This is a genomic window from Bacillus hominis (genome assembly GCF_030348325.1).
Classification (GTDB): Bacteria; Bacillota; Bacilli; order Bacillales; family Bacillaceae_G; genus Bacillus_A; species Bacillus_A hominis.
In genome coordinates this window covers 4530785-4556216 of the sequence record NZ_JAUCFS010000005.1, presented here as the reverse complement: position 1 = coordinate 4556216, position 25432 = coordinate 4530785, and the positions used below count along the sequence as shown (strand labels likewise).

Here is a 25432-nt window from a genome sequence, read left to right as displayed (position 1 = left end):
AATGAAGGAATATATAATGTCTCGTGTGTTTAAAGCTTCTGCCGGAATCGCACAGGGTATTTTCGTATCCCTTGGAATTGGTTTACTAATCGAAAATATAGGAAGAATTGTTGATATCCCATTACTTATTACAATCGGAGTTGTTGCAAAATCACTTATGGCACCAGCGATTGGAGCCGGAATTGCTTTTATGCTCGGTGCAAACGGACTCGTAATTTTCTCAGCGATGGTAGCCGGAGCAATTGGAGCTGGTTCAATTTCAATTACTGAAGCTGGTCTCATCATTAAAACAGGTGAACCAATCGGTGCATTATTAACAGCGACTTTAGCAGTTTATATTGGTAAACGATTAAGTGGAAAAACTGCTTTAGATATGATGCTCGTTCCATTTGCAGCAATACTCGGTTCTGGTTTAGTCGGTATTTGGTTAGCTCAAAATATTAGCCCAGTTTTAAATACAGTTGGAGCATTCATTAAAGATAGTTCAGCTGGTAGCCCATTTATCGCTTCTGTCGTGATTGCTGTAGTTTGGGGACTATTACTTATCTCTCCAGCTTCATCAGCTGCTTTAGCGATAGCACTTAGCTTAGATGGTGTTGCGGGAGGTGCAGCACTTGCAGGATGTGTTGCTCAATTTATCGGATTCTCTGTTATTTCAGCGAAAGAAAATAATTTAGGCGGCATATTAGCTCAGGCACTTTGTACTCCAAAAGTACAGTTGCCGAACATTACTAAAAATCCAATGATTCTCGTCCCAACTGTCGTCGCCAGTGCTATAGTCGGTCCAGTATCAGCATTAATTTTCCAGCTAGAAGCAGGGAAAGAAATTGCAGGTCTTGGATTAAGCTCTCTTATCGCACCAATTAATTTAATTTCCAGCCAAGGGTGGGAGGTTGTCCCAGCGATGATAATCACTTATATCATCATCCCAGTAGCTGTTTCTTATATACTTTACATTGCTCTAAAAAAATCAGGTCGTATTCATTCTGGTGATATGACTGTACCGCAATCTTAATTTGAAAATCTCCTTAATAATAGATAAAAGCAGACTGAAGAAGCCACAGTCTGCTTTTTTGTTACGTTACATTTTATCCCGCTATTTGCCGGCAGTAAAACTCCCACCTCAAAATTCGGCTGGAGCAAAGAAGCGAGGTTGGAGATCAACTGCCCGTAAATGCCCGATTGGTGAAGGCTAATAATCAGTGGGGGATGAACAACTCCCCCACTGATTAAAGTTTCACTTTATGATTTTGTTTTACTGGAACACGTACGGTTTCTTTTGCTAATAACAGCTGAACGCCGAAGTATAATACGCTTGCAAGCGTCATTCCAGAAACGGCATCTACAAAAGCATGTTGCTTTGTAAATAGCGTTGATAAAATAATAAGCGTACCGAAGAAAGTAAGGATGTAATATTCAAAAGCATGCTGTTCTCTACGCTTAAAGGCAGCGAGCATAATTACAAATGTTGTAAGGACATGAATGCTCGGGAAACAGTTTACTGGTTGATCAATACTATAAATATAGCGGACTAGTTCGGAAAATACGTCTGTTCCAACGACTGTTGGACGTGGTACAGTTGTCTGCCAAAAATAATAAATAGAAAAACAAGCAAGTTTTCCAAGAATTACACTACTTAAAGTGACATAATATTGCTTTCGATCAGCAAAACAGTAATAAATAAGTGCGCCGTATAAGTATGGAAACCAAAGTAAATAAGGAATAATAAATGCTTTCACAAATGGAATCCAATCATCTACTACGGTTGTGACATCTACTGCGTGAACAATAGATTTATTTAATACATCGTAAAGGGGACTCACGAGTACGAGTAGAAGTATATAACTTAACGGAAGAAAAGATGAAAGTTTAAATTTCTTCATGATAAACTCCTATGTTTTAGTAATGTAAGTAAATTCAATTGATTATAATATAGAAACCAAAATTGGGCTATCGATTTTACTTACATTTTCTTGAATTCACCTTACATTTTTGTCACTTGACTTAAAAGAGGGGGAGGGTGCTTAATGAAGCGTTCACTTTATTTCTTAGTTTTTATATTGTTATGCCTAGTGAGTACTGGGTGTGCAAAGAATAATGAGGGAGAGACATTAGAATATAACGGGAGAGCACTCGTCATTGGAGTTGTTGGTGAAAAGCCGAAAGATACATTTAGAAATATAAAGTTTGAAAAAGTGAAGTTAGAAGAGATGCAGGAGAAATCAGCAAAAGTTGATGGTTTTCTAATAATGAAAGAGCACTTTCAAGAAGCTTCAAAAGAGCCGTATAAAGATTTATTTTCATCTTTAAAGAAACCAGTATTTTTTATCGGTTTACAAGATAAATCATATTCGATTTTTATCACAAAAAAAATAGAGTATAAAAGCGCACCAAAAGATATAAATGCTATGTATACGCAAGGTTTTGCGAATATTGGGAGTGGTGAAGGGCAACAGTGGGGAGTTGGTTTATCAAATGGCGGAAATACAGAAGAAAGTATTCATAATATGTATATCGTAGTATTTCAAACAATTGCAGATTATTTGAATAGATCATGAGAAGCCTTTATATAGAAGGCTTTTTATTTTTTTAAATAAACGTTTGTTTAAGGCATATGTTCGGTAGGGAAAATCGATGTTTTCGTAGAGAAACGGAGACAAATAGGGAATTAAATAAACGTTTGTTTAAGGTGTATGTTCGGTAGGAAAGAATCGATGCAGCTCAAGGACTACCATAGAAAACTAGGAAATTAATCAAACGTTTGTTTAAGAAGTATGTTCGGTAGAAAAGAATTGATGCAGCTCAAAGGTTCACATAGAAAAATAGAAAATTAATCAAACGTTTGTTTTAAGATATATGTTTGATGCAGTTGGAAAAGATTCTAAAAAAAATTATATATTTATTTTCCCTTGAAAATGGCGGAAAAATAAGAAAAATTCGCAGGATTATTAAAAATTATCACGAAATAAGTTAAAGTTTAGCGAATAATCGTTTGAAATAATAAAACGTTTTCTATATGATAAAGGTAAAGGTTAGTAAAAAAGTAGGTGAATTTATGACAGTAACATTTTATTCATATCCAAAGTGTGGCACATGTCAAAAAGCAAAGAAATGGTTTGAGGCAAACGATGTAGCATATGAGATGATTCATATTGTTGAAAATCCACCGTCAAAAGAAGATGTACGTAATTTACACGTGAAAAGTGAATTGCCATTAAAAAAATTCTTTAATACAAGTGGAATGCGTTACCGCGAACTTGGCCTAAAAGATAAGTTAAAGGATGCAAGCGAAGACGAAATGTACGAACTTTTAGCATCTGATGGCATGTTGATTAAACGTCCAATCGTAACAGATGGAACGATTGTAACACTTGGTTTTAACGAAGAGCAGTTTGAAAGTGTGTGGAAAAAGTACCAATAAGGTATTTTTACATAATTAATACATTCACTGGAGGTACAGTCATGAGCATTCCAAATAATTTACGTTACTCTGAAGAACACGAATGGGTAAAAACAGAAGGTAATGAAGTTGTTATCGGTATTACTCACTTTGCACAAGGTGAGCTAGGCGATATCGTATTCGTTGAACTTCCTGAAGTAGGTGCAACAATCCAAGCTGACGAGCCATTCGGAAGCGTAGAATCTGTTAAAACAGTTTCTGAATTATACGCACCTGTAAGTGGTAAAGTTGTAGCAGTAAACGAAGAATTAAGTGACCAACCAGAACTTGTTAACGAATCTCCATACGAGGGTGCATGGATGGTTAAAGTTGAACTTTCTGATGCAAGCCAAGTTGAGAAGTTATTAACTGCAGAAAAATATGCAGAAATGACAAACCAAGACTAATTATAGTCGACTGAAGGACAGCCTTTGTGCTGTCCTTTTTTATGTTGTGTTACATAATGAATTTGAAAGCACATATATATTAATTATCATATAGGAGAAGGTTTTTGAAAAACTTTTTTCGCCGAGGTTGCATGCTGATTGAGCCGGTTCCGCTTTTCATTGTCCAGCTCCACCTCCTAGCTCTTCATGTCTAAGAACCTTCCGCACGAGAAGACAAAAAGCGTCTTCTGTGCGAAAGAACCTTAGCCAACAGGGCTAAACAGTCGGTTCCGCTTTTCTTTTGCAAAAATAAACAGGAAACAACATGAAAATAACGAATATACTATATACTAAGTTAAAGGTTGTATAGTATATGGTGATCGGGTGATGACATATGATTTATGTGGAAAAAGTCATTATTGTAGAAGGTAAATCGGACAGAAGAAAGATTGAATCTATTATTCGTGAACCAGTGGAAATTGTTTGTACAAATGGTACAATTGGTTTGTCGAAAATGGATGAGCTCATTGATCAGTTTTTTGATAAGGATGTATATGTGCTAGTGGATGCTGATGATGCAGGGGAAAAGTTAAGGAAACAATTTCGAAAAGAATTTCCGCAAGCAGAGCATATTTATATTGATCGCTCGTATCGCGAGGTGGCGACTGCGCCTTCTTCACATTTAGCAAATGTATTATGGGGAGCTGACATTGACGTTTATACAGAATATTTACGGTAAGGAATGATAGAAGTGATTGATTGGACAGGTGCCGAAGCTGCAGCCCTAATAGAAAATGAAGAAAAAACAGTGCTATATGTATATACACCAATGTGTGGAACATGCCAATTAGCAAAGAAGATGTTAACGGTCGTCGAGATGACGATTGAAGATTTGGAAATTGGAATGTTAGATTTAAATTATGCCCCGCATTTAGCGAAAGAGTATGGAATAGAAAGCGTACCGTGTTTACTTATTTTTGAAAATGGGACACTGATGAAGAAAATATATGCATTTCATTCGGTTGAATATTTATATACGGAATTAAAGTAGGCGGCAAAGTTTTTGCCGCCTCGACATATTTCCCAAGAAATATGTCGACATGCGGGATGGGTACAGTATTTGTCGAGCGAAAGTAACAGGATTGCTCTTTAGTAAGAGGGAATGGTATGTAATAGAAAGTGATATGAAGGATGTGATTTAGGGTGGAATTATATTCTTTGCTACAATCATTTGTAAATTACGCTAATGGTCAATATCATTTAGAACCGCTTTTAAGGCAAGGAGAAAGAACTGTTAATTTTCGTTTTGGAGATGAATGCTGTTCATTACAAATTTCAAGGGATTATATTGAACTTTTGAAAGAGGAAAGAGGAACAGAACAAATCGTTTGTTTATGGGAAGAGGATGTAGAACGTTTGGTGAATGGAAATGTAAGGTTGCAGACGTTAATGAGCGATGGGCGTGTGCAATATTCGGGAACGTATCGAACGATGTTGTTAATTGAATCAATGTTTCATATATGTAAGCCGATGTCAGTGGGCGCTTAAAAGTCTGAAGTTTCTTTTTTTGCGAAAATTTCTGTTGACATGGTGTGTGGATATTGATACAATTCAATTCATAAAATATAGACAATTTAATAAATTTTAAATCAGACGAAAATTTAATCTGATTTCTCTTATCAAGAGAGGTGGAGGGACTGTGCCCTGTGAAGCCCGGCAACCGTCAACTTATGTTGAAATGGTGCCAATTCCTGCAAAGCAAATGCTTTGAGAGATGAGAGAGAGGGATAATGTTGTTATATACGCATATAAACCTTTCTGCTTCTCTAAAAGCGGAAAGGTTTTTTTGTTGTTTGAATGTGGAGGACATTCAAATAATAAGAGGAGCTATACGGATGGACTACACGCATCAAAAATAAAAAAATTGCGGAGTCTATCCAAACAAAAAAGGGGTGAACATCATGATTTTATTAGAAAATGTAAAGAAAATATATAAGGCAAAAAGCGGTGATGTCACTGCTGTAGATAACGCCAACTTACAAATAGAGAAAGGCGAAATATTTGGTGTTATCGGATATAGTGGCGCTGGGAAAAGTTCTTTAATTAGATTGTTTAATCAGTTAGAGAAACCAACGTCTGGTCAAATTACAATCGCAAATCGTGTAATTTCAGCAATTACAGGAAGTGAACTTCGTAAGGCAAGACAAGAAATCGGAATGATTTTTCAGCACTTCAACTTACTTTGGTCACGAACTGTACGCGAAAATATCGAATTCCCACTTGAAATTGCGGGTGTGGATAAGGCGAAGAGAAGAAAACGTGTTGATGAGTTAATTCATCTCGTTGGATTAGAAGGAAGAGGAGACGCATATCCATCTCAGTTAAGTGGTGGACAAAAGCAGCGCGTTGGGATTGCAAGAGCGTTAGCAAATAATCCACAAGTACTTTTATGTGATGAAGCAACGTCAGCTCTTGATCCAGAAACGACGGATCAAATTTTAGATTTACTACTCGATATTAATAAGCGTCTCGGTTTAACAATTGTATTGATTACACATGAGATGCACGTAATTCGAAAGATTTGTAATCGTGTTGCGGTAATGGAGAAAGGGAAAATCGTAGAAACAGGTCCAGTACTTGACGTATTCCGTAACCCGCAGCAGGACATTACAAAACGCTTCGTACAGCAATTAACGGATTCTGAAGATACAAATGAAACAATTGAAAGTTTAATTGAAAAATATCCAGATGGAAAAGTAATTCGCTTGCAGTTTGTCGGTGAGGCTGTAGAAAGACCAGTACTTCAAAGGTTAATGCAGCGCGGTGATATAGAAGTTAGCATTTTGCAAGGAAATATCGCACAAACAAATAACGGTTCTTACGGTAGTTTAGTCGTTCATTTAAATGGCGAAGAAACAGCGATCCAGCAAGCAATAGAAGGAATTCATCAAGATCAAGTAGAGCTGGAGGTGATTGCACATGGATAAGTTAATCGCAAATGTTGATTGGAATCAAATGCTAGAAGCGACTGGTGAAACGTTATATATGACGGCAATCGCAGCGCTTGCCACATTTGTTTTAGGACTTATTTTAGGACTATTACTCTTTATGACAGCGAAAGATAATTTATGGGAAAACAAAGCAATTAATACGGTGATTGGAGCGTTCGTAAACATTTTCCGTTCTATACCGTTCATCATTTTAATTATTTTATTAATTCCATTCACAAAGATTATTCTTGGAACAATTCTTGGAGCGAGTGCGGCATTGCCAGCTTTAATTATCGGAGCGGCACCATTTTATGCAAGAATGGTTGAAATCGCACTTCGTGAAATTGATAAAGGTGTAATTGAAGCTTCAAAAGCAATGGGAGCAAAAACAAGCACAATTATTTTGAAAGTGTTAATTCCAGAATCGTTACCAGCGTTAGTATCTGGTATTACGGTCACGACAATTGCTTTAGTAGGCTATACAGCAATGGCAGGAGTTGTTGGTGCTGGCGGTCTTGGAACACTTGCTTATTTAGAAGGATTCCAGCGAGGAAATAATGATGTAACAATCGTTGCGACAATTTGTGTATTACTAGTTGTATTTTTAATTCAGTGGATTGGTGATAGTTTAACGACTCGAATAGATAAAAGATAATGAAAAACGGGAGGGTATTTCAAATGAAAAAATTATTACTTACAGCACTTATTTCAACTTCAATTTTTGGGTTAGCTGCTTGTGGCGCGAAAGATAAAGAGGAAAATAAACTTGTTGTTGGTGCTTCTAACGTACCGCACGCTGAAATTTTAGAAAAGGCAAAACCGTTACTTGAGAAAAAAGGAATTGAATTAGAAGTGAAAAAATTCCAAGATTACGTGTTGCCAAATAAAGCGTTAGCGGATAAGGAATTAGATGCAAACTACTTCCAGCACATTCCGTATTTAGAAAAAGAAATTAAAGATAAAAAATATGATTTTGAAGTAGCAGGAAAAATTCATTTAGAACCAATTGGTGTGTATTCTCAAAAATATAAGAGCTTAAAAGAGCTTCCAGACGGGGCTACAATTATTATGAGTAATTCTGTTGCTGACCATGGACGTGGTTTAGCAATTTTACAAAAAGAAGGTATTTTAAAAATTAAAGATGGAGTAGATCCAGTTAAAGCGACTCCGAAAGATATTGCGGATAATCCGAAAAATCTAAAGTTCAAAACGGATATCGAACCTGGTTTATTGCCACAAGTGTATAACAATAAAGAAGGCGACGCTGTTCTAATTAACTCTAACTATGCAATTGATGCGAAATTAAACCCAGAAAAAGATGCAATTGCAATTGAAGGTAGTGATTCTCCGTACGCAAACGTAGTAGCTGTTCGTAAAGGTGATAAAGATAAAAAAGAGATTAAAGCTCTTGTAGAAGTGTTGCATTCTAAAGAAATTGAAGACTTTATTACTAAAGAATATAAAGGGGCAGTTGTTCCTGTAAAAGAATAATCGTTTGAAGAAGGGCTGGTGTATGCCGGCTCTTTTTCATAGCTACATAACTATAGGGGAGAAGGGGACATTATATGAAAAAGATTATACTATCAGTTGTTACAGCGCTGTCTGTATTTACATTAGCTGCTTGCGGGGGGAAAGAGGAGAATAAGCTTGTTGTTGGAGCTTCTAACGTGCCGCATGCTGTTATTTTAGAGAAAGCACAGCCGATATTAGAGAAAAAGGGTATTAAATTAGAGATTAAAAAGTTCCAAGATTATGTGTTGCCGAATAAAGCGTTAGCGGATAAAGAAATTGATGCGAACTACTTCCAGCACATTCCGTATTTAGATAAAGAAATTCAAGAAAAAGGATATAAAATTGTAAACGCAGGAAAAATTCATTTAGAGCCAATGGGCATTTATTCTAAGAAATATAAAAGCTTAAAAGATCTTCCAGATGGAGGAACGGTTATTATGAGTAATAACGTAGCTGAGCGTGGCCGTATGCTAGCGTTATTACAAAAAGGTGGCGTTATTAAGCTTAAAGATGGAGTAGACGTTGTTAAGGCGACAGTAAAAGATGTTGTGGAAAATCCGAAAAACTTAAAGTTTAAAACAGATGTAGAACCTGGACTTTCACCGAAGCTGTACGAAAATAATGAAGGCGATGCTTTATTTATTAATTCAAACTACGCAATTGATGCGAAATTAAATCCAACAAAGGATGCAATTGCAATTGAAGGATCAGACTCTCCTTATGCAAATATTATTGCAGTTCGCAAAGGTGACGAGAAGAAAAAAGAAATTAAAGAGTTAGTAGAAGTACTGCATTCAAAAGAAATTCAAGACTTTATTAATAAAGAATATAAAGGTGCTGTACTTCCGGTAAGTGAATAAGTATAAGGAAAGGATTGGGAATTTCCCAGTTCTTTTTTCTTTATATAAATAAGAAGAAAGGTGTATCATATAAGGATGCAAGGGAAATACTTATATACATTTGTGAAAAAATTGTTACATTTTTTCATCGTTTGCGATATCATTTTATTTGATATAAGATTAGAATGAGAATAAAATGAGAATATGAACGTTTTAGTAATTTTTAAAATGTATATATAGGATTAATGGAGGTATTGAGATGGCTGGTTCTACATTAACGGTTAAAGACTTACACGTATCAATTGATGGCAAAGAAATTTTAAAAGGTGTAAACCTTGAAGTAAAGGGTGGAGAAATCCACGCAATTATGGGACCTAACGGAACAGGTAAATCAACTTTATCTTCTGCGATTATGGGTCACCCAAAGTATGAAGTAACAGAAGGTAGCATCATCATCGACGGTGAAGATGTATTAGAAATGGAAGTAGATGAGCGCGCACAAGCCGGTCTATTCCTAGCAATGCAATATCCAAGTGAAATTAGCGGAGTAACAAACGCTGACTTCTTACGTTCTGCAATTAACGCACGTCGTGAAGAAGGCGATGAGATTTCTCTTATGAAATTTATCCGTACATTAGATAAAAACATGGAATTCCTAGAAATGGATCCAGAAATGGCACAACGTTACTTAAACGAAGGTTTCTCTGGTGGAGAGAAAAAACGTAACGAAATTCTTCAATTAATGATGATTGAGCCAAAAATCGCAATCTTAGATGAAATCGACTCAGGTCTTGATATCGATGCATTAAAAGTTGTATCTAAAGGTATTAACCAAATGCGCGGCGAAGAGTTCGGTTGCCTAATGATTACGCATTACCAACGTTTATTAAACTACATCACTCCAGACTTCGTTCACGTTATGATGAACGGTCGTATCGTTAAATCTGGTGGCCCTGAGCTTGCACAACGTCTAGAAGCTGAAGGTTACGACTGGATTAAAAAAGAATTAGGTATTGAAGACGAAACAGCAGAGCAAGAAGCGTAAGAGAGGAGCATAAACATGACAATCGGTACATTACCTTTCGATCAAGAAACAATCCGTCAGCGCGCAAGCGAAGTAAACGAAGCTGCTTGGTTGACTGAGTTCCGCTTACAAGCTCTTGCACAAGCAACTGAACTTCCAATGCCAACGCCTGATAAAACGAAAATTGACAAATGGGACTTTATCGGAAAAGGCGACGCTGCTAAGCAAGAGCCTGTAAGTTCTTTAACAGAGCTTCCAGAAGCAGTGAAAAACTTAATCGATGAAAATAACAGCGTATTAGTACAACGTACTGGTACAACTGCTTTCGTTTCTTTAGCAGACGAAGCAAAAGAAAAAGGTGTTATTTTTACAGACATCGTAACAGCTGCAACAGAGCATGCTGAACTATTACAAAAGTATTTAATGAAAGACGGCGTGAAAGTAGACGAGCATCGTCTAACTGCACTTCATGCTGCATTAATCAACGGCGGTGCATTCGTATATGTTCCGAAAAACGTTGTTCTTGAAACTCCACTTCAAGCTGTATTCTTAGTAGACGGCGAAGAAGCTAACGTATATAACCACGTATTATTCGTAGCTGATGCGAACAGTACTGCAACTTATGTTGAAAACTACGTTGCAAATGAAAATGCTAAAGGTATTGCAAATATCGTAGCAGAAGTAATCGTGGAACAAGGCGCACAAGTGAAATTCGGTGCGGTTGATTTATTAGCAAAAGACGTAACAACTTACGTTAACCGCCGCGGTGTTGTTGGACGCGACGGCCGTATTGATTGGGCTCTAGGTCTTATGAATGACGGAAACACAATCTCAGAGAACGTTACGAACTTAATGGGCGACGGATCATATGCTGATACAAAAACAGTAACAATTGGCCGTGGTAACCAAACACAAAACTTTACAACTAAAGTTGTTCACTTCGGTAAACACTCTGAAGGTTGGATCTTAAAACACGGTGTACAAAAAGATAGTGCAACATCTATCTTTAACGGAATTGGTAAGATTGAACACGGTGCATCTAAATCAAATGCACAACAATCTTCTCGCGTTCTTATGTTAGACGAGAAAGCTCGCGGGGATGCAAACCCAATTCTTTTAATTGATGAAGATGATGTAATGGCAGGTCACGCAGCTTCAGTAGGTCGCGTAGATCCGTACCAATTATACTACTTGATGAGCCGTGGTATTCCAAAACGCGAAGCAGAACGTTTAGTCATCCATGGATTCTTAGCACCTGTAGTAAATGAGCTTCCAATTGAAGGAGTAAAAGCACAGCTTGTTGAGGTAATTGAAAGGAAAGTTCGCTAATGAATATTCATGAAATACGCAAACAGTTTCCAATTCTTGATCAAAAAGTGAACGGCAAACAACTTGTTTATTTCGATAGTGCAGCAACTTCTCAAAAACCAATTCAAGTCATTGAAACGTTAGAACGTTACTATAAAGAATATAATTCTAACGTGCATCGCGGTGTTCATACGCTCGGTACGAAAGCTACCGACGCGTATGAAGGTGCACGTGAGAAAGTTCGCAAGTTTATTAACGCGAAATCAATGGAAGAGATTATTTTCACGCGCGGAACGACAACTGCATTAAATACAGTAGCAGCTAGCTATGGTCTTGAAAATGTAAAAGAAGGCGATGAAATCGTTATTTCTTACATGGAACACCATAGTAACATCATTCCGTGGCAACAAGTTGCGAAGAAAACTGGCGCAACTTTGAAATACCTTCCGCTTCAACCAGACGGTACAATTTCTTTAGAAGATGTTCGTCAAACTGTTACACCGAATACAAAAATCGTTTCTATTATGCAAGTATCAAACGTACTTGGAACGATTAACCCTGTAAAAGAAATCGGAGCAATCGCACACGAAAACGGAGCAATTATGGTCGTTGATGGTGCACAAAGTACACCTCACATGAAAGTGGATGTACAAGATTTAAACTGTGATTTCTACGCATTATCTGCTCATAAGATGTGCGGACCTACAGGTATCGGCGTATTATATGGTAAGAAAGAATTGCTAAACAATATGGAGCCAATTGAATTTGGCGGTGAAATGATTGATTTCGTAGATTTACAAGAATCTACTTGGAAAGAGCTTCCGTGGAAGTTTGAAGCAGGTACACCGATTATCGGTAATGCAATCGGGCTTGGTGCGGCAATTGATTTCCTAGAAGAAATCGGTCTTCATAATATTGAAAAGCATGAGCATGAATTAGCGCAATACGCTTTAGAAAGACTATCAGAAGTAGATGGCGTTACAATTTATGGTCCAAAGCATCGCGCTGGTCTTGTTACATTTAATATTGAAGACGTACATCCTCACGATGTAGCGACTGTATTAGATGTAGAAGGCATTGCGGTTCGCGCAGGACACCACTGTGCACAACCGCTTATGAAGTGGCTAAAAGCTTCTTCAACAGCACGTGCGAGCTTCTATTTATATAATACAAAAGAAGAAATTGATACATTTGTTGAATCGCTAATCAAGACAAAGGAGTATTTCACAAATGTCATTTAATAATTTAGATACGTTATACCGTCAAGTTATTATGGATCATTACAAAAATCCTCGTAACCATGGCGTATTAGAAGATAGTGTTACCGTTAACTTGAACAATCCAACTTGTGGCGATCGTATTCAACTTACGATGAAAGTAGAAGAAGGTATTGTACAAGAGGCGAAGTTTGAAGGAGAAGGATGTTCAATCTCAATGTCTTCAGCTTCAATGATGACACAAGCAGTAAAAGGAAAGAAAATCGAAGAAGCACTTCAGCTTTCGAAAATTTTCTCTGACATGATGCTAGGAAAAGAGTACGATGACAGCATTGATTTAGGAGATATTGAAGCATTACAAGGCGTATGCAAGTTCCCAGCACGTATTAAATGTGCAACATTAGCGTGGAAAGCGTTAGAAAAGGGCTTAAACGAAGATAAGTAATGTTAAAGGTTCCTAAAAACGAGGTTATCTAAGGAGGGACACACCAACATGGCGAAGCAACTGCCAGATATCGGCGATTATAAATATGGTTTCAAGGACAAAGACGTTTCAATTTTCCGTGCTGGACGCGGTTTAACAAAAGAAATCGTAGAAGAGATTTCACGTATGAAAGAAGAACCACAGTGGATGTTAGACTTCCGTTTAAAATCACTGGATAAGTTCTACGAAATGCCAATGCCACAATGGGGCGGCGACTTAAACGACTTAGATTTCGATGAAATTACGTACTACGTAAAACCATCTGAGAAATCTGAGAAGTCTTGGGATGAAGTACCTGAGGAAATTAAAGCTACATTTGATAAATTAGGTATTCCTGAAGCTGAGCAAAAATATTTAGCTGGTGTATCTGCACAGTACGAATCTGAAGTTGTATACCACAACATGAAAGAAGACCTAGAAGCTCTAGGAATCGTCTTCAAAGATACAGATAGCGCATTAAAAGAGAACGAAGATATTTTCCGTGAGCATTTCGGAAAAGTAATCCCACCAACAGACAACAAGTTCTCTGCATTAAACTCTGCAGTTTGGTCTGGTGGATCATTCATCTACGTTCCAAAAGGTATTAAAGTTGATACACCACTTCAAGCGTATTTCCGTATTAACTCTGAAAATATGGGACAATTCGAGCGTACGCTTATCATCGTAGACGAAGGCGCGCACGTACACTACGTAGAAGGTTGTACAGCACCTGTTTACACAACTAACTCACTTCATAGTGCGGTAGTAGAAATCATCATTAAGAAAGATGCATATTGCCGTTATACAACAATCCAAAACTGGGCGAACAACGTATACAACCTAGTTACAAAACGTGCGGTTTGTGAAGAAAACGCAACGATGGAATGGATTGACGGTAACATCGGATCTAAATTAACGATGAAATACCCAGCAGTTATCTTAAAAGGCGAAGGCGCTCGTGGTTTAACATTATCTATCGCGATTGCTGGTAAAGGCCAACACCAAGATGCTGGTGCGAAAATGATTCACTTAGCACCAAACACATCTTCAACAATCGTTTCTAAATCGATTGCGAAGCATGGTGGTAAAGTAACTTACCGTGGTATCGTACAATTCGGACCAAAAGCGAAAAACTCTCGCTCTAACATCGAGTGTGATACGTTAATCATGGATAACCAATCTACATCTGATACAATTCCTTACAACGAAATCAAAAACGATTACGTTTCACTTGAGCACGAAGCGAAAGTATCGAAAGTATCAGAAGAACAATTATTCTACCTAATGAGCCGCGGTATTTCTGAGCAAGAAGCTACAGAAATGATCGTAATGGGCTTCATCGAGCCATTCACTCGCGAACTTCCAATGGAATACGCAGTTGAAATGAACCGTCTAATCAAGTTTGAGATGGAAGGTTCTATCGGTTAATAGATAAAAGTGGAAGCGGCTCGTTCAGAATATGAGGGGGATGGAGCTTCTGACGTAGAGGCGCTCTTTGCCTCGCAGGAAGAAGTGAAGCCACCGAATATTCTAGCCGCTGGAACTGGATAATATATTAAGGAAGCGCCCTGCATAGCAGGGCGCTTTTTTATGTTGTATATTCGGATTCGGCTGTAAGATACCCGAGTGGGTGTTAAACTAAATATATCAACGGTTCGATATGATATGTCGATTTACCAACAAATTACGACATGTCGAGCGAGAGAAATACCCCCTCAATATAAAAAAGAGCCAGCAATAAATAGCCCTAAAACAGAAACATTACAAATATAAAAGGCACGCATACTAATATAAAAATAATTAATATAAGTAAGACAAAGATACTGACAAATCAGCTGGAAATCCACCAAATCGCCCGCTAAACCTCCCGGAGAACCACCCAACAAACTTCCTGACAAATCCCCCTAACAGTGAGAATCATTCCACAGAAGATATCCCTCAAACTAATCAACAGACTAAAAAAAGTAGTATAAAGTTTTTCATATTAAAAAGGGCAATCTTTTGCTTTTTCTCATAATGCGAGTACAATGTAGAATAGCAAGAAAAGACGAAAAGTATTTACAGGATTATTGCGTACGTGTAGCGTAAATGGCAGTAAGGAACTGAGAGGAGGTTTTTTCTCTGAATATAAATAAAGAAACGATCATCCACCTTTATCATACAAACGATATACATAGTCATTTTGAAAATTGGCCGCAAATTTCTCGGTTTGTACTAGGTGAGAAAAAGCGAAGACAGGCAGCGGGAGAGACGGTTTTAACTGTGGATATTGGCGATCATGTGGATCGTTTTCATAGTATTTCGGAAGCGACAAATGGACTTGGGAATACGAGGTTATTAAATGAGGCGTTATATGATTATGTAACGATCGGAAATAATGAAGGAATTACGTTAGCGAAAGAGCATTTGAATCGTCTATATGATGCTGCTGGGTTTGAGGTGCTTGTAGCGAATTTATTTGAAAAAGAAGGTGTACGTCCGGCGTGGGCGAAGCCTTATAAATTACATACAACGACAGATGGGATTACGATTGCCTTTATTGGATTAACGGTAGCTTATCCAGAGTTTTATCATATGTTAGATTGGCATATTGAAGATCCAATCATCCATTTAGAGTCTATTTTAGAAGAAGTTAAGGATACAGCTCATATTACGGTTGTGCTTTCTCATCTTGGAAAAAGTATGGATGAGTATATGGCGGAGCATTATGATATAGATGTTATTTTAGGTGCACATACGCATCATTTATTTGAGCGTGGCGTTCTTGTAAACGATACCTTGCTTTGCTGTTGTGAAAAGTGGGGACATTACGTTGGACACGTGCAGCTTACTGTGGATAAAGAGACGAAGAAACTGTTGAAGAAAGACGGTAGAGCGATTAAGACAGAACGGTTAGGTGCTTATAGCGAGCCGTTATCCACAATTGAAATGCTGCAGGAAGAAAGTAAACAGATAATGGCTGAGCCTGTCGTTCATTTAAAAGAATCATTGCCGGTTGATTGGTTTAAGGAGACGACGTTTTCTCATATGTTGGCAAGTGCGCTTAAAGAGTGGTGTAATGCGGATATTGGAATGGTGAACGCTGGTGTACTACTTGAGGGATTAAATGAAGGCGTTGTGACGCGCGGAGATATTCATCGAATTTGTCCACATCCAATTAATCCATGTCTATTAAAAGTGCCAGGGAAAACGTTAAGAGAAGTTATTTTGAAAGCACGCCGCCCGAATATGGAGAATCTTGAGGTGAAAGGATTCGGATTTCGTGGAAAAGTAATGGGGAAAATGATTTACGATGGTTTAGAAGTGATTCCAGATACGATTCCTGGGAATAAAATTTTACTGGAAGATGTATTGATTAACGGGAAATCGCTGGAGTTAGATCGTATATATACGGTAGGAACGATTGATATGTTTACGTTTGGATACTTATACCCAGAGCTATCCACACTTTCTCATAAGCAATATTATATGCCAGAACTACTTAGAGATGTGTTAACAGACATGTTGATAACTCATACATTTTCCGTCAAACTATAGGCTAGTTAACGTGTAACACTCATTTTTCTCTTGTCATAAAGATAAGAAAGAGAGGAGTGTGAACTATGGTTAATGTGGAGCCAATTATAATTGATAATTATACGTTCATTGCGGTTAGTGTAAAACTTCCAAAGACAAATTTGCTAGCTGTAATGAGCGATAAAGGATATATTATGTGTGGTGCATTAGATGTAGGTCTTTTAAATGAGAAGTTAGGAGATCGAGGAATTATTGCTGGCCGTGCGGTTGGCGTAAGAACGATTGAACAACTTCTTGAAGCGCCACTGGAATCAGTAACGATTGAAGCCGAAGTTTTAGGCATTAAGGCCGGAACAATCGGAAAAGATGCACTATTAAAAATGAGATAAGCATATATCGTCCCTCTTTCTTGCATAGAAATAATATAAGAAGGAGGGTTTTCTTATGAGCATATTTCGTTCGAAAAATTCGCGGTTTCGAAGGGGACCGATTTCCTTTCGATATATACTGCTTATTTCGTTTATCATTTTTATCGTAATGGTAGTTCAGGGGTTATGGATTGTAAATAAAAGTATTCAGCCAACGTTAATTAAGTATGGGGAAACAGAGACGCATAAAATGGCCACAGCAGTTATGACGAAAGCGGTAAAAGATAGAATTAATGAAGGGTTTGATGTAGATTCATTAATGAAAGTACAAACGGATAGGAACGGAAAAGTATCTACAATTGATTTAAATACAAAACAAGTAAATGAAATATTAACATCGACTACTGCATACATAGAGAAATATTTACAACAAGTAGAAAAAGGGGATACGAAAGCACTTGGTATTTTTGAAGAGAATGGAGTATCTATGTCAGTTCCTTTTGGGCGCATAACTGATAATGCGCTTCTTGGTAATATAGGACCAGATATTCCGATTAATTTTACGCCAATTGGCCATGTGAATACGGATATTAAACAGCTAGTTGAGCCGCAAGGGATTAATAATACAGCGATCAAAATTATTATGGAAGTGGAAGTAACATTACAAGTTATGATTCCGTTACGCACGAAAGAAATTACGGTGAAGCAAAATATTCCGATTGCGACGCGCATTGTTCAAGGTGAAGTGCCTACTTATTACGGAAGTGGCGGAGTTGTTGTACCAGATAAAAAATAACCGTAGCAATTCGCTACGGTTATCGTTTTGTATTTGCGCGTTCTTTTCGTTCCCAAAGGCTTAAATGCATGTATGGATCGAAAGCCCATTCTGTATAGCCGTTGTCTTTATACATTCCAAAGTGTAAGTGTGGTGGGAACTTTCCAGCTGTACCAGGAGGACCGTAGCCAGTGCTACCGACAAAGCCGATTACTTTTCCTGGTTCGACAATTTGTCCAAGCTGTATTTCCTTTGAGAACCCACCTAAGTGAGCGTAATAATGGTAATTATTATGAAGGTCTCGAATACCAATGCGCCATCCACCGAGGCGATTCCATCCTTTCGTTTCAATGACGCCATAGCAAGTTGATCGTACTGGTACGCCATATCCTGCGAAAATATCGGTTCCTTCATGAATACGCCGTCCGCCAAAGCTTCTTCCAGCACCAAAAGTACTACGGTAGCTATGATCACTACGAATAGGGAGAGGAAAAGCATTTCCTTCTAAATTAATACGTCCATAGTGTCTATAAATTTGGGCGTATTCTGTAATTAACTCAACAGTTTTTGCACGTCTATAATATTCCCAAAGCATAATGTTAATGCGGTCTTCTGACGTTCCTTGTTTCTTTAAAATAGTTGCTGCTGTATGCAGAAGATCACGGTCGTTATTTGCATTTGCAAATCCATCTTTGTCACCATCTAAACCCATTCCGCCAAATAGAGAAATGGTGTGGGGGAGAGTATCGTTGCTATTAACAGGTCCAGCCCACATTTCTGGTTTGAAATAAAGGGAAATGATAGCATCCGGTTTTTTCGGAATATCCTTTCTTACGCTCCGTATATTTCTTTCATACTGATCCATTGCAGCTAAGTAATACCACGGAATGCCTGAAGATTGCTCGGTTTCTTTATATAGTGCCATGCGCTTATCATATATGCTTTGCTGATTATCTTCACCGTAAGCGATGTTTTGGTGGAGAAGAAAGCAAATCGAAAGCAAAAGAGAAATTTTTCGAAGCATGAAATAGACTCCTTTCACAACATCACTCTTTTTAGTGTGGGATATACGGAGTATTTCATTATAGGGAACGATTGGAAAAAATCTTAGAATCTTCATTTGAGCAAATCGCTTTCATACGTTAGAATAGATATGTTACATTGAAAGAAGCGAACACGGTAAACTATTTCATATTGTGCGGAGTTGATAACCATGACAAAACAAACAGAATATAAGCGCAAGCCCGAATGGTTGAAAATTAAGTTAAACACGAATGAAAACTATACAGGCTTAAAGAAAATGATGCGTTCTAAAAATCTTCATACAGTTTGTGAAGAGGCGAAATGTCCGAATATTCATGAGTGCTGGGCTGTAAGGAAAACAGCAACATTTATGATTTTAGGTGCGGTTTGTACACGTGCTTGTCGTTTTTGTGCGGTTAAAACAGGCTTGCCAACTGAGCTTGATTTACAAGAACCAGAACGCGTAGCAGATTCTGTAGTACAAATGGGCTTAAAGCACGTTGTTATAACAGCGGTTGCACGTGATGATTTAAAAGACGGTGGAGCAGCTGTTTTTGCTGAAACAGTACGCGCTGTTCGTCGCAAAAATCCATTTACGTCAATCGAAGTATTACCATCTGATATGGGTGGGGTAGAAGAAAACTTGAAAATGTTAATGGATGCAAAACCAGATATTTTGAACCATAACATTGAAACAGTACGTCGATTATCTAACCGAGTTCGCGCTAGAGCAAAATATGACCGTTCATTAGAGTTTTTACGTCGAGCAAAAGAAATGCAGCCTGATATTCCAACTAAATCGAGCATTATGGTGGGCTTAGGTGAAACAAGAGAAGATTTAATTGAAGCAATGGATGACTTACGTGCAAACAATGTGGATATTTTAACTCTTGGACAATACCTACAACCATCTAAGAAGCATTTACCAGTTCTTAAATATTATCCACCAGCAGAATTTGCAGAGCTTAAAGAAATTGCACTTAGCAAAGGATTTAGCCACTGTGAAGCTGGCCCACTTGTACGTTCTTCTTACCATGCGGACGAGCAAGTACGTTCTGCGAAAGAAAAAACAGCAGAAGCGAAATAATGAAAAAAGAGAGCTAATATTAGCTCTCTTTTTGTTTATATTCTAAAACTGTATTTTGACACGTTGATAAAATTCTTTTTAATTCCTCTGTGGATAATTCAATTGTAAATTCAGGTACACCAGGTGTGATTAAAATTTTATTGTAAGTATAAATTGAACTGTCCACAATAATCGTTACATCTTGTGAATAACCGAAAGGAGCTACACATCCTGGAGTACAACCAGTCTCTTCTCTTAGCTCGTCAGGAGAACAGAGCGATAAGTTCTCTCCTGTTATTTCTTTCATCTCTCCTCGGTTGAGGCGAGTTCCCTCTAACGTAAAGAATACGTAATACGCCCCAGATTTTGATTTTAAAAATAGGCTTTTACTTGGAGTGCCTTGTAAGCCGAGCCTTTCACGAACGATACGATCTGTCTCATAGTCGAGTACTGGTTCGTGTTCAAATTTTTCATAAGAAGCATTTGTTTTATGTAGTAAAGAAAGTACGTCTTCGTACATGTTGAATGATACCCCTCTCTATGTTTTACTGCAGCCCTACCATATCTTCTCGCGGTGTCAACTGAATGTATTGGAAAGAGATATTACTTGGATGGCGCTTCCCACAATCGTTTTATGACAGATTGTTCATCAAGTGTAATTTCATAAATATCAGGGTTCGTTAAAGTTTTCCATTTATCAAAGCCAATAGTATGATCAAAGTGCTTTAAAATTAATGTGAGTAAGTTGCCGTGTGTCACGAGTAATGTTGTGTCATGCTCTAGTTTTAAAACTTCCTGAATAAGTGAGATGGCGCGATCCATCGCTTGTTTTGTTGACTCTCCGCCCGAAAAGGCAATATCTATATTGGTAAAAGTGTATTCTAGTTTTTGAAGCCAATCATCCATTGAAACAGTGCTTAATATGCGTTCTGCTAACCGTTCATCTTCTTGAATAGATAAATTAGCTTGGAGGGCATATGGCCGAATAGAATCGATAGCGCGGACAAATGGGCTTGAAATAATATGATCTATTTGTAGATGATTTTCTAAGAGGAATGTAGCAAGGTTGTTTGCTTGATCTTTTCCTACGTTTGTTAATTCCGCATTACGTTCTTGTCCAGTTGCTGAACAATGCCTGATTACAATAATTTTCTTCATATTTCATCCCCATCTTTCAAGTTGACGATATATACTTCGACAAATGTGGAAAAAATTCCTTTTTATTGGAAAAGGCATAGTGATCTAAGTATGTGGAAAAGTAATGTGGATAAATGAAAATTTGAGGTGCAATTATGAAAAAAATGATATGCATTGTATTCAGTATTTGTTTTCTCATACAATTGTCCACAGCATATGCACAATCTAATCAAAAATTAGAATACTCGAGCAATCAAAGTAAATCATTCGTTAGTGGGGATGTGTTTTATGAACAGTTAGATAAGAAAATCTATAAAGAATATAACAATGCAGCATATAGCGTTCGTAAAAAAATCTTATTTAAAGAAGTACAAGATGCAGAATTTTCCTTCCGAAAAAAAACAGATGTTGGCTGTCGAAGTAGAGTGGTGATTCAAGATGTATTTGTTCATCCAAATCGCCAAGTGTACTTTTTTGCTTCTTTTTCTCAAGATGCAGTAGATGAGTTTCATAAGTATATAGTTATAGATGCAGAAACAAAGAAGGAACTTCGAGGTGGCCGAAGTTATCACTGTTACGAAAATCCACATAAAAAATAAACCACCAATTTTGGTGGTTTATTTTTTACTCTGCTGTACTCACTAATTTCTCTTTCATTTTACGAATAAGAATGAAACCACCAATCGCGAAGAGAAGAGTAATTCCTTCTGCGACAAAGATGTTAATCATTTTTGTTTGGTAAAGTGCTGCGAAAAAGTCTACAAGTGCGTGGAATAGTATAGCGTATGCGAGGAAAATGTATTTCTTTTGTTTTACCGCGTATACGACAAGCATTGTGAAGGCAATTTGCAGAACGAGTGCCATAATTCTTTCTAAGCTACCAAGTAAGTATAAATAGGCAGGTTGCTCTATTAACAAGTCCTTGATATGGCTCAACTGTGGGTATTGTTCAACCATTTGAGCGAAGCTACCATTGTTAATAGATGTTGCAAAGGTAAGAGTTTGAAGCCCAGCGAATCCGCCGACTAAAATCGATTCAATACCGCCGTGTCCAATTCCGTACGCAAGACCATCTTTATAATCTCGATATTTTTTCAGTAAGTAGTAAAAGGCAACGAAACGACCTAGTTCTTCAAAAATACCAGCAGTTAGTCCGCCGAAAATCGAAAAGATAAATGGATTCTTTAAAAACTCAGCTGTTGTGGGGTTACCACGCATGAATAATTGGAATGGTGTTTCGAGTATTTGGGTAAACCCGATAAAGATAAGGACACCAACGCCAACTATTTTCCAATTAATATTATATTTCTTACGGAAATAAACGAGTACGATAATTGGGACCAGAACCGAAACAACGAGTTGAATTATGATGCTGGCAATTACAGTATTTGAAACCATACTTTCACCGCTTTCTAATATATGTACATATCTATTATGCATGAAATATAGGAGAGATGAAACTTTTAGAGATAAATGAATTTACTTATTGACTCTAACGTTGCGTCATACTTTATCGTATGTATTAAGGGGGAGATACGCATGACAATGAGGGTAAAAGAAGTAGCTAATTTAGTTGGAATTAGTGTGCGCACACTGCATCATTACGATGAAATTGGGTTGTTAACCCCAGATGAGACGACAGAGTCTGGATATCGTCTGTATTCCAATGAAAATTTAGAAACACTACAGCAAATTTTATTTTTTAAAGAGCTTGGCTTCCCTTTAAAGAAGATTAAGGAAATTATCATGAGTCCTTCATTCGACCGTGAAGAGGCATTACAGCTTCATAAGAAAATGCTTCTTGAAAAGCGGGCTAGATTGGATAAAGTGATAGCGACGATTAATAAAACAATTCAGCATACAAAAGGAGAGATTGAAATGACGAACAAAGAGAAATTTGAAGGATTTGATTTTAGTCATAACCCGTACGAAGAAGAAGCACGTGAACGATGGGGAGATGAGGCTGTAGATAAAGCGAATAAAACAGCGAAGGGTATGTCTAAAGAGAAGCAGGAGGAGTTTAATAATATTTACAGAAAGCTAGCAACACTTCGAAATGGAGCACCTGATTCTAAAGAGGCGCAATCAGCAATTGGGGTATGGTACGATTACTTGCAAAACTTCGGTGAATATTCATTAGAGGCTTTTAAGGGACTCGGTCAAATGTATGTTGCTGATGAGCGCTTTACGAAAAACATTGATAAGTTTGGTGAAGGTTTAGCACAGTTTATGTGTGATGCGATGGAGGTTTATGCGGATCGTAAGAAATAGTAAAAAGGTGGATGTTTTCTCCACCTTTTTATTTTTTTATCATATTATTTAAAGTTTGATCCCCCGTATTGTTCAAATGAGGATTATCGCTCATTTCACGTTTTAACATATCAAGACTTTGTTCATATTCTTTATTGTTTAAGCTACCAGATTGAAGACCTTGAATTTGAGAAATCAACTTTTGGTTTGTTGATACATATGCTTTATAATAGCGAGGGACGATGGACAAAGCTGTTTTATATACTTGATCTGTTACGAGTTTCGGGTCCGTTGTGTTTGCACGGTATACAACGAATACTTCGTCGTCGGTAACGAGTGTAGCGGCATTGGTTACGTCAGGAAGTTTGACTGTCATGCTCGTAATCATTTCAGCGACTTTCTCACGGTTAATGGCCCCTACTTGTTTGTTAGATACTTCATGCTTTTGTTTAGATGAATAGCCGACTCTCGTGAGTCTTGTATTTGTGTTTTCTGTATGATACATGTCGTTTTTATTGGAAACAAGAACACGGCTTCCTTCTTCGCGTTCCATTTCGGCTTTATTCGTTGATTGGCAGCCTGCAAATAAGGAAAGAGTGAGAAGGGAAAGTACAATTTGTTTTTTCACGATGTATCACCTCCTTCTCCATAGCATGTACTAATTTGCAATTTTTTGTATTTGAAATTGTTGGTTGTTATGCTTTGTGATACGATAAAAAGAAGAATGCTTAGAGAGGAAGTTAATGATGGAGCAAAAGCAAGAGATTCATACTACGGTGAGCATTAATAATGTTCAGTACGAAGTAATTAAAAACTTTCGTGACGGTTTTAGTGAAGAAGCATTTAAAGAGCGTTATGCAGAAATTTTAAATAAATATGATTATATCGTTGGGGACTGGGGTTATGAGCAACTTAGATTGCGTGGCTTCTTTGATGATAGTAATCAACGTTCAACATATGACACGAAAATTAGTACTTTATCAGAGTATTTATACGAGTACTGTAACTTCGGTTGTGCACACTTCGTATTACGAAAAGTGAAGAAATGAAAAAATCCTCTTACGATTGTAAGAGGATTTTTTCATAGCAGTTATACCAATTATGAGGAGGCTGTTTACTTTTGAAATAAACAGCACCTCGGCAAATATAATGATTCTTTTCATATAACCGTAATGAAACGGGATTGCCAGTGAAAGCATCTAATCGTATGCCAGTATAGTTTTTTTGTTTCGCTGCACTTTCCCAAAAGGATAAAAGTACTTTGCTATATCCTTTTCCTTGCGCGAAAGGGTGGATGACGAAAGAATGGACGATAAGAAAGCGACCATCTGTTTCTGACCAGTCAATAAGTGCGTATTCGGGAGATTGCCATTCGTTTAATACGACAGCACCAACGAGTGAATCATGCTCAAATAGGCAGTAGAGTTCACCTTGTTTTAAGTGATAGGAAATATGTTCTCGAGCTGGATATGAGTCATCCCATTGGTAAATTTGATTTTGTAAGAGCGCTTTTTTGCATTCTGTATACATTTCATCTAATTCGTCTAATAAATCCATCGTACCTTTTCTCACGTTTAGCATGAGACTCCCCCTTATAAACAAATCGAAATAGAATCGCCTTCAGAAAGTAGTGTGTTTGGTTTCATTCGTTGTCCGTTCAATTGAATGTCCCCATTTTTAATTTTATCCACAATGAGTGTACGGCTCCAATCTGAAATATATGTGGATAACATTTTATCAATTCGGTGGGAACCAAAAACGATGTCTAATACGATTGTTATTTCGGCTATGCCACTTTCTTTATGTTGTGTAATGGAAATGGTAGTACTTGTTTCCGTTTGATCTTGCGGAGTCATATCGACTGTTTCTACATGATCAGTAAATGCCTTGTAAATACGTAGTTTTTGATTCCACGTATGATCTTTTGGACATTTATAAATGGCAAAGCGGTATATGTTTTTTCCATTGGCGTTATGCCTACGAGTATTCGTGTCAGTAAATAGGGTAGTGCGTCTGCAATTTTTACAATACTTTTCGATTGTGTTTTGCTGATTTTCATATAAACTCCAAGAAAGTTGTACTTTCTGCATTTTCCTTCACCTCTTATATTAGTGGCAAA

At 37.4% G+C, this 25432-nt stretch carries 31 protein-coding genes and 1 riboswitch; of the genes, 23 read left to right on the top strand and 8 right to left on the bottom strand.

All coding sequences use genetic code 11. The features are described 5' to 3' along the window. Nucleotide 1: 1 nt before the first annotated feature. Nucleotides 2-1015, top strand: a complete 1014-nt coding sequence (locus QUF93_RS26375) for a PTS sugar transporter subunit IIC (protein ID WP_289360691.1) — start codon at nt 2-4, stop codon at nt 1013-1015. Nucleotides 1016-1229: 214 nt separating this feature from the next. On the opposite strand, the gene QUF93_RS26370 is transcribed toward QUF93_RS26375, so the two are convergent. Then, nucleotides 1230-1883 (bottom strand): phosphatase PAP2 family protein, encoded by a 654-nt coding sequence (locus tag QUF93_RS26370; RefSeq protein ID WP_289360690.1) that lies wholly within the window; start codon nt 1881-1883, stop codon nt 1230-1232. Nucleotides 1884-2027: 144 nt separating this feature from the next. Between QUF93_RS26370 and QUF93_RS26365 the strand changes: the two genes are divergently transcribed. The 18 genes from QUF93_RS26365 to yunB all read left to right on the top strand — a co-directional run bounded on the left by QUF93_RS26365 (nt 2028) and on the right by yunB (nt 17858). Further along, nucleotides 2028-2558, top strand: coding sequence for a hypothetical protein (locus QUF93_RS26365; protein ID WP_289360689.1), 531 nt, complete (start codon nt 2028-2030; stop codon nt 2556-2558). A gap of 497 nt (nt 2559-3055) precedes the next feature. Continuing rightward, the gene (locus QUF93_RS26360; protein ID WP_289360688.1) at nt 3056-3421 is read left to right on the top strand and encodes an arsenate reductase family protein; all 366 of its coding nucleotides are present in this window, start codon (nt 3056-3058) and stop codon (nt 3419-3421) included. Nucleotides 3422-3462: 41 nt separating this feature from the next. Next, nucleotides 3463-3846 carry a glycine cleavage system protein GcvH gene (gcvH, locus tag QUF93_RS26355; protein ID WP_000026898.1) on the top strand — a complete coding sequence of 128 codons (384 nt, stop codon included), beginning with the start codon at nt 3463-3465 and terminating at the stop codon, nt 3844-3846. A 373-nt stretch (nt 3847-4219) separates the two neighbouring features. After that, nucleotides 4220-4564 carry a toprim domain-containing protein gene (locus QUF93_RS26350; RefSeq protein ID WP_000640865.1) on the top strand — a complete coding sequence of 115 codons (345 nt, stop codon included), beginning with the start codon at nt 4220-4222 and terminating at the stop codon, nt 4562-4564. Between the two features lie 3 nt (nt 4565-4567). Continuing rightward, on the top strand, nt 4568-4876 hold the full coding sequence (locus QUF93_RS26345) for a thioredoxin family protein (RefSeq protein WP_289360687.1): 309 nt from the start codon (nt 4568-4570) through the stop codon (nt 4874-4876). A gap of 152 nt (nt 4877-5028) precedes the next feature. Beyond that, nucleotides 5029-5373: a hypothetical protein gene (locus QUF93_RS26340; RefSeq protein ID WP_289360686.1), complete on the top strand. Its 345-nt coding sequence runs from the start codon at nt 5029-5031 to the stop codon at nt 5371-5373. A 125-nt stretch (nt 5374-5498) separates the two neighbouring features. Beyond that, nucleotides 5499-5606: riboswitch (SAM riboswitch) on the top strand. Nucleotides 5607-5786: 180 nt separating this feature from the next. Beyond that, on the top strand, nt 5787-6812 hold the full coding sequence (locus QUF93_RS26335) for a methionine ABC transporter ATP-binding protein (RefSeq protein ID WP_289360685.1): 1026 nt from the start codon (nt 5787-5789) through the stop codon (nt 6810-6812). After that, a complete protein-coding gene (locus QUF93_RS26330; RefSeq protein WP_289360684.1) occupies nt 6805-7470 on the top strand; it encodes a methionine ABC transporter permease in 666 nt (221 codons plus the stop codon). Before QUF93_RS26335 ends, QUF93_RS26330 begins: the two co-directional genes overlap by 8 nt. 23 nt (nt 7471-7493) lie before the next feature. Then, a complete protein-coding gene (gene metQ, locus QUF93_RS26325; protein WP_289360683.1) occupies nt 7494-8306 on the top strand; it encodes a methionine ABC transporter substrate-binding lipoprotein MetQ in 813 nt (270 codons plus the stop codon). 74 nt (nt 8307-8380) lie between these two features. Continuing rightward, nucleotides 8381-9187 (top strand): methionine ABC transporter substrate-binding lipoprotein MetQ, encoded by an 807-nt coding sequence (metQ, locus tag QUF93_RS26320; RefSeq protein WP_016130793.1) that lies wholly within the window; start codon nt 8381-8383, stop codon nt 9185-9187. Between the two features lie 238 nt (nt 9188-9425). Further along, nucleotides 9426-10211 (top strand): Fe-S cluster assembly ATPase SufC, encoded by a 786-nt coding sequence (sufC, locus tag QUF93_RS26315; RefSeq protein WP_000929162.1) that lies wholly within the window; start codon nt 9426-9428, stop codon nt 10209-10211. A gap of 15 nt (nt 10212-10226) precedes the next feature. Then, nucleotides 10227-11519 carry a Fe-S cluster assembly protein SufD gene (sufD, locus tag QUF93_RS26310; RefSeq protein WP_002124239.1) on the top strand — a complete coding sequence of 431 codons (1293 nt, stop codon included), beginning with the start codon at nt 10227-10229 and terminating at the stop codon, nt 11517-11519. Further along, on the top strand, nt 11519-12739 hold the full coding sequence (sufS, locus tag QUF93_RS26305) for a cysteine desulfurase SufS (protein ID WP_001020769.1): 1221 nt from the start codon (nt 11519-11521) through the stop codon (nt 12737-12739). The genes sufD and sufS overlap by 1 nt, the downstream gene beginning before the upstream one ends. Beyond that, complete coding sequence (gene sufU, locus QUF93_RS26300) at nt 12729-13160, top strand: Fe-S cluster assembly sulfur transfer protein SufU (protein ID WP_000009523.1); 432 nt, start codon at nt 12729-12731, stop codon at nt 13158-13160. The genes sufS and sufU overlap by 11 nt, the downstream gene beginning before the upstream one ends. Before the next feature lie 48 nt (nt 13161-13208). Continuing rightward, complete coding sequence (sufB, locus tag QUF93_RS26295; protein WP_001118829.1) at nt 13209-14606, top strand: Fe-S cluster assembly protein SufB; 1398 nt, start codon at nt 13209-13211, stop codon at nt 14604-14606. A gap of 693 nt (nt 14607-15299) precedes the next feature. Continuing rightward, nucleotides 15300-16715, top strand: a complete 1416-nt coding sequence (locus QUF93_RS26290) for a bifunctional metallophosphatase/5'-nucleotidase (RefSeq protein ID WP_353050856.1) — start codon at nt 15300-15302, stop codon at nt 16713-16715. Nucleotides 16716-16780: 65 nt separating this feature from the next. Further along, entirely contained in the window at nt 16781-17083 is a 303-nt protein-coding gene (locus QUF93_RS26285) for a YunC family protein (protein ID WP_289360682.1), read from the top strand. A gap of 55 nt (nt 17084-17138) precedes the next feature. Next, complete coding sequence (yunB, locus tag QUF93_RS26280; RefSeq protein WP_128281944.1) at nt 17139-17858, top strand: sporulation protein YunB; 720 nt, start codon at nt 17139-17141, stop codon at nt 17856-17858. A gap of 19 nt (nt 17859-17877) precedes the next feature. On the opposite strand, the gene QUF93_RS26275 is transcribed toward yunB, so the two are convergent. Continuing rightward, a complete protein-coding gene (locus QUF93_RS26275) occupies nt 17878-18861 on the bottom strand; it encodes a M23 family metallopeptidase (RefSeq protein WP_002124247.1) in 984 nt (327 codons plus the stop codon). Nucleotides 18862-19050: 189 nt separating this feature from the next. On the opposite strand from QUF93_RS26275, the gene lipA reads away from it, so the two are divergent. Then, nucleotides 19051-19947 carry a lipoyl synthase gene (gene lipA / locus QUF93_RS26270; protein ID WP_000166375.1) on the top strand — a complete coding sequence of 299 codons (897 nt, stop codon included), beginning with the start codon at nt 19051-19053 and terminating at the stop codon, nt 19945-19947. A gap of 19 nt (nt 19948-19966) precedes the next feature. On the opposite strand, the gene QUF93_RS26265 is transcribed toward lipA, so the two are convergent. Together QUF93_RS26265 and QUF93_RS26260 are read right to left on the bottom strand one after the other, a co-directional pair. Next, a complete protein-coding gene (locus QUF93_RS26265; protein WP_289360681.1) occupies nt 19967-20446 on the bottom strand; it encodes a YbaK/EbsC family protein in 480 nt (159 codons plus the stop codon). Between the two features lie 83 nt (nt 20447-20529). Beyond that, the gene (locus tag QUF93_RS26260; protein ID WP_289360680.1) at nt 20530-21084 is read right to left on the bottom strand and encodes a histidine phosphatase family protein; all 555 of its coding nucleotides are present in this window, start codon (nt 21082-21084) and stop codon (nt 20530-20532) included. A 134-nt stretch (nt 21085-21218) separates the two neighbouring features. On the opposite strand from QUF93_RS26260, the gene QUF93_RS26255 reads away from it, so the two are divergent. Beyond that, complete coding sequence (locus QUF93_RS26255; protein WP_289360679.1) at nt 21219-21662, top strand: hypothetical protein; 444 nt, start codon at nt 21219-21221, stop codon at nt 21660-21662. A 25-nt stretch (nt 21663-21687) separates the two neighbouring features. On the opposite strand, the gene QUF93_RS26250 is transcribed toward QUF93_RS26255, so the two are convergent. Continuing rightward, nucleotides 21688-22503 carry a YhfC family intramembrane metalloprotease gene (locus QUF93_RS26250; RefSeq protein WP_289360678.1) on the bottom strand — a complete coding sequence of 272 codons (816 nt, stop codon included), beginning with the start codon at nt 22501-22503 and terminating at the stop codon, nt 21688-21690. 99 nt (nt 22504-22602) lie between these two features. On the opposite strand from QUF93_RS26250, the gene QUF93_RS26245 reads away from it, so the two are divergent. Continuing rightward, entirely contained in the window at nt 22603-23334 is a 732-nt protein-coding gene (locus QUF93_RS26245; protein WP_289360677.1) for a MerR family transcriptional regulator, read from the top strand. 28 nt (nt 23335-23362) lie between these two features. On the opposite strand, the gene QUF93_RS26240 is transcribed toward QUF93_RS26245, so the two are convergent. Then, nucleotides 23363-23941: a YhcN/YlaJ family sporulation lipoprotein gene (locus QUF93_RS26240; RefSeq protein ID WP_289360676.1), complete on the bottom strand. Its 579-nt coding sequence runs from the start codon at nt 23939-23941 to the stop codon at nt 23363-23365. A 118-nt stretch (nt 23942-24059) separates the two neighbouring features. Between QUF93_RS26240 and QUF93_RS26235 the strand changes: the two genes are divergently transcribed. Continuing rightward, nucleotides 24060-24362, top strand: a complete 303-nt coding sequence (locus tag QUF93_RS26235; RefSeq protein WP_002124260.1) for a YutD family protein — start codon at nt 24060-24062, stop codon at nt 24360-24362. A 10-nt stretch (nt 24363-24372) separates the two neighbouring features. Here QUF93_RS26235 and QUF93_RS26230 read toward each other — a convergent pair whose 3' ends face one another. Both QUF93_RS26230 and QUF93_RS26225 read right to left on the bottom strand, forming a co-directional pair. Beyond that, the gene (locus tag QUF93_RS26230) at nt 24373-24894 is read right to left on the bottom strand and encodes a GNAT family N-acetyltransferase (RefSeq protein ID WP_289360675.1); all 522 of its coding nucleotides are present in this window, start codon (nt 24892-24894) and stop codon (nt 24373-24375) included. A gap of 11 nt (nt 24895-24905) precedes the next feature. Next, nucleotides 24906-25403: a cytoplasmic protein gene (locus QUF93_RS26225; RefSeq protein WP_289360674.1), complete on the bottom strand. Its 498-nt coding sequence runs from the start codon at nt 25401-25403 to the stop codon at nt 24906-24908. Nucleotides 25404-25432 lie beyond the last annotated feature (29 nt).